This window comes from Saccharopolyspora montiporae, from assembly GCF_015209505.1.
Taxonomy (GTDB): domain Bacteria; phylum Actinomycetota; class Actinomycetes; order Mycobacteriales; family Pseudonocardiaceae; genus Saccharopolyspora; species Saccharopolyspora montiporae.
The window spans coordinates 1-3,941 of sequence record NZ_JADEYC010000044.1 but is presented as its reverse complement, the minus strand read 5'-3'; the positions used below and the strand labels follow the sequence as shown (position 1 = coordinate 3,941).

The 3,941-nt window shown below is 69.6% G+C and carries 5 protein-coding genes; 4 read left to right on the top strand and 1 reads right to left on the bottom strand.

What is annotated here, in order from left to right:
* Positions 1 to 122 precede the first annotated feature (122 nt).
* On the bottom strand, positions 123 to 1,166 hold the full coding sequence (locus IQ251_RS18865; RefSeq protein WP_193930298.1) for a zinc-binding dehydrogenase: 1,044 nt from the start codon (positions 1,164 to 1,166) through the stop codon (positions 123 to 125).
* A gap of 65 nt (positions 1,167 to 1,231) precedes the next feature.
* Here IQ251_RS18865 and IQ251_RS18860 point away from each other — a divergent pair, with 65 nt between their 5' ends.
* From IQ251_RS18860 to IQ251_RS18845, 4 genes are all read left to right on the top strand, one after another.
* Complete coding sequence (locus IQ251_RS18860; RefSeq protein ID WP_193930296.1) at positions 1,232 to 1,792, top strand: TetR/AcrR family transcriptional regulator; 561 nt, start codon at positions 1,232 to 1,234, stop codon at positions 1,790 to 1,792.
* Positions 1,793 to 2,013: 221 nt separating this feature from the next.
* Positions 2,014 to 2,328 carry a hypothetical protein gene (locus IQ251_RS18855; RefSeq protein WP_193930294.1) on the top strand — a complete coding sequence of 105 codons (315 nt, stop codon included), beginning with the start codon at positions 2,014 to 2,016 and terminating at the stop codon, positions 2,326 to 2,328.
* A 10-nt stretch (positions 2,329 to 2,338) separates the two neighbouring features.
* Positions 2,339 to 2,920 (top strand): DUF3558 family protein, encoded by a 582-nt coding sequence (locus IQ251_RS18850; protein ID WP_193930292.1) that lies wholly within the window; start codon positions 2,339 to 2,341, stop codon positions 2,918 to 2,920.
* Between the two features lie 27 nt (positions 2,921 to 2,947).
* Positions 2,948 to 3,941 (top strand): hypothetical protein (locus IQ251_RS18845; RefSeq protein ID WP_193930290.1); only part of this gene is annotated, 994 nt, incomplete at its 3' end.

Here is a 3,941-nt window from a genome sequence, read left to right as displayed (position 1 = left end):
GCCGCATCCGGGAGTGAGCTGCCCCGGTTTCAGGGACGCAGGTTTCAGGGTGCCCAGGTTTTCAGGGTGCCCAGGTTTCAGGGACGCAGGTTTCAGGGACGCAGGTTTCAGGGACGCAGGTTTCAGGGACGCAGCACGATCTTGCCCACGTGTCCCCGGCGGGCGAGCTCATCCTGCGCCTGCGCGGCCTGCTCCAGCGGGAAGGCCGCGGCGATGACCGGCTCGATCTCGCCGCGCCGCGCCATGTCCACGAGCAGCGCGAAGTGCCGGGGTGTGTGCATGGCCGAGCCGATCAGCTGCGCGTTGTGCAGGTAGAGGCGGCGGATGTCGAAGTCCGCCCGGTAGCCGCCCAGCGCACCGGCGACGACCCACCGGCCGCTCTCCCGCAGCAGCGGCAGCCCGTCGGTCACCAGCTCGCCGGCCACCACGTCCAGCGCCACGTCGATGCCGTCCGGGGCGGCGGCGCGGATCTGCGCGGGGAGGTCGCCTGCCCGGTCGATGACCTGCTGCGCCCCTGCCGCGCGCACCGCGTCGAGCTTGGTCCCGCTGCTGATGGCGAGCACCTGCGCGCCGCGGGCGCGGGCGATCTGCACCGCGGCGAGCCCGACCCCGCCGGATGCGCCGGACACCAGGGCGGTTTCGCCGTCCTGCAGCCGGCCGCGCTCGATCATGCCCAGCGCCGTGCCGTACGCGGTGGGGAGCGCGGCGATCTGCTCGTCGGTGAGCGGGGAGTCCGTCACGTCGTGCACGCGGTCGGCCCGTGCGGTCACGTACTCGGCGTAGCCGCCGTCGCGTTCGCTGCCCAGCAGGCCGATCGGGTTGGCGTCCGGGCCCGCGGTGTCGTAGAGGGCGGGGTCGACGACCACCCGGCGCCCGATGAGGTGCTCGTCGGCGTCGGCCCCGGCTGCCACGACGTGCCCGGCCACGTCGGCGCCCTGGATGCGCGGGAAGTCGATCGGGCCGCGCCAGCCGGACAGCGCGTCCGGATCGTCCGGCCGGCCGTAGGCGCCCTGCCTGGTCCAGAGGTCGGTGTTGTTCAGCGCGACCGCGCTGACCCGCACCCGGACTTCGCCCGGTTGCGGGGTGGGCACGGCGACCCGCGCCGGTTCGAGGACGTCCGGTCCGCCGTGCTCGGTGATCCGCACGGCGCGCATGGACTCGGTCATCGGAGCTCCCAGGTATACTGATCGGTGAACTCCAGCCACCCTACACCGGTCTGTGAAGGTGCGTCGTGCCGGAATCCTGGACCCCTGCCGCCCGCCGCATCCTGGCCGCGGCCGAGGAGCTGTTCTACGAGCGCGGGATCACCGCGGTCGGCGTGGACCTGATCGCGGAGCGTTCGGGGGTGACCAAGCGGACGCTGTACAACCGGTTCGGGTCGAAGGACCAGCTCGTGGCCGCCTACCTGGCCGGGCGGGACGAGCGCTGGCGCGAGCTCGTGCGGGGCGCGGTCGACGCCGCGGACGGCCCGGTCGAGGCGGTGGTGGCGCCGTTCGTCGCGCTGCGCACCTGGAGCGGCTCGGGCGCCCGCGGCTGCGCGTTCATCAACGCGCTGGCCGAACTGCCGGACCTCGACCATCCCGCGCACCGGATCGCCGCGGCCGAGAAGTTCTGGCTGCGCGACCTGTTCGCCGAACTCGCCGCCGCGGCGGGCTGCGCGCACCCGACCGAGCTCGGCACCCGGCTCCTCCTGCTGCACGAGGGAGCGGTCGCCACCCGGCCGTTGCCGTTGGACACCATCGCGGAAGCCGCCGACCTGGCCCGCGAACTCGTCCGCGCCGACGCGAGTTGACCGCAGCACCAGGCGGGTTGGCGACATCGGCCGTGGGGGAGCGGTGCTGCGGGCCGGATCCGCACGCCACCACTGCGACATTCGGGTGACGGGGGTGGGTTCCGGGGTCGAAGAGTGAGGATCATCATAGGGTTCGGTACGCAGAACCGCTGCGAAGGAGGCCGGAGCTCGTAGACGATGATCCGGTCGACTGGTGTGTTAGGTCAGGAGGGGGCTAGTACATGGCCGGGTACAACGTTGACCCTGAGGCGCTCGAAGGCGCCATCAAGGAGCTCGAAGACATCCAAGACGATCTTGTTTCGTTGCTCAGGCAAGTTGATGACGTGAAGCCCGGTGAGTTGACCGCCAACGATGATGTTACGAACAAGGCGCGTCAAATCATCCAGGATCGGGCGACAGGTGAGCAAGGCTCCTTGCGAACGTCGACGAATGAACTTATCGAGAAGTTGCGCGATAAGATCGCGTCATATAAGGAAACCCTTGCAGAGTACAAGAGGGCCGACGACGCGGCGGCTGCCGACGTGGATCGACTCTGACGAAAGGGCGATGGTGAAGGTTCTCAAGCAAGGTGCCGTTGCTGGCGCCAGTGTGCTGCTGATTGGTGTGCTGGCGGCGTGTTCTGAGGGGGCGCAAAACGATGCTCCGCAGCCGAATCCGGACGCACAGGGAGGCTCAGTAGAGATTGAGAACCCCAGGAATGCTTCCGCGCCTGAGCTCTGCGATCTCCTTCCCGCAGGGGCGGCCACGTCACTAGGTATGGGCCCTGATGGCGAGGTCGACGATTCGCCGTCACTTTCGGAGGACAAGCCAGAAGCGTGCTTGTGGAGAAGCGAAAACGGCGGGAAGAGTGTTTCCTTGGGGCCGATTGAGGACCGCTCGATTCGAGAGTACCACGATAACAAATCGACATACTCTGATTATGAAGAATTGACGGTGGCAGGGCATCCGGCGGTGCGCGCGAACCAGGGCGACCCGTCTCAGGATGGATTTTGCGCAATGTTTTTGGCGACTGACGATCGCCAGCTGTTGTATGCGCACTCTCATGATGTAGACACGCCCAACACTTGTGGCCTTGCGCAGAAGGCGTTGGAGGCTTCGGTTCCGACCTTGCCGGCGGCGGCCGGCTGAGGCTGATTTCTGGGGAGAGACATCGACATGGTGGACATGTGCTACACCAGCGCCGCGCGGGACTTCCGCAACCAGATGGGCGGCGCACCGGACGCGGGATCGCTGCCGCAGCCCGACGGTCGCGGCGTGGAGAAGTGGGAGAAGGTCTCCGAGGAGTTCGAGAAGATCGTCGGGAAAGTCGAGGGATCGCTGCGCAAGGCCGAAGGCGCGCACGAGGGGCAGGCCGCCGACGCGGCCAACGCCTCCATCGCCGAGGTGATCCCGAAGGCCGAGCGGGTCTCGGAAACCTCCAAGGGCATCCGGGACTCGCTGCAGCAGCAGGCGCAGAACCAGCACGAGGCGTTCCGCGGCATCCCGGCGGAGGGCGACACGCTGGAGAACGGCCGCGAGGTGCAGATCGACCCGCCCGAGAAGGGCTTCGTCGATGAGCACAAGGACAACATGTTCATCGGCTGGATGAGCGATTACGAGGAGCGGCAGGCCGACCACACGGCCACCAACGAGAAGGCCACCGCCGCCCGTGAGCGCTACGCCTCGCAGACGGACAACGTGGTGACCGCGCTGCCCTCGTTCAACCCCGACGGCAAGCAGCAGGCTCCCGCTCCGCCGCCGAACGACCCGGCCGCCACCAACTTCGCGGCCGCCGAGTCCGGTTCCGGGTCCGGTGGTGCTCCGGCGTCGACCTCCTCGTCCTGGGCCTCGTCCGGCTCCGGTGGCGGCGGTGGTGCTGTCGGCGGTTCCGGCGGTGGCGCGGGTGCCGGTGGCGGTGCCGGTTCCGGCGGTGCGCCGGCGAGCACCGGATCCGCGTGGGCCTCGCCCGGCGGCGGTTCCGGCGGCGGCAGCCTGCCGCCCGGTGTCGTGCGCGGCAAGGACGGTTCGCTGTACCGGCAGAACCCGCAGACCGGCGCCTGGGAACGCCAGGGACCCGGCGGTCGGTGGACACCCGCGCCCGGCGGTGGCCCCGGTGGCGCGCGCGGTGCGGGCGGCGCGGCCGGTGCCGCCGGTGGTGCCGCGGGCGGTG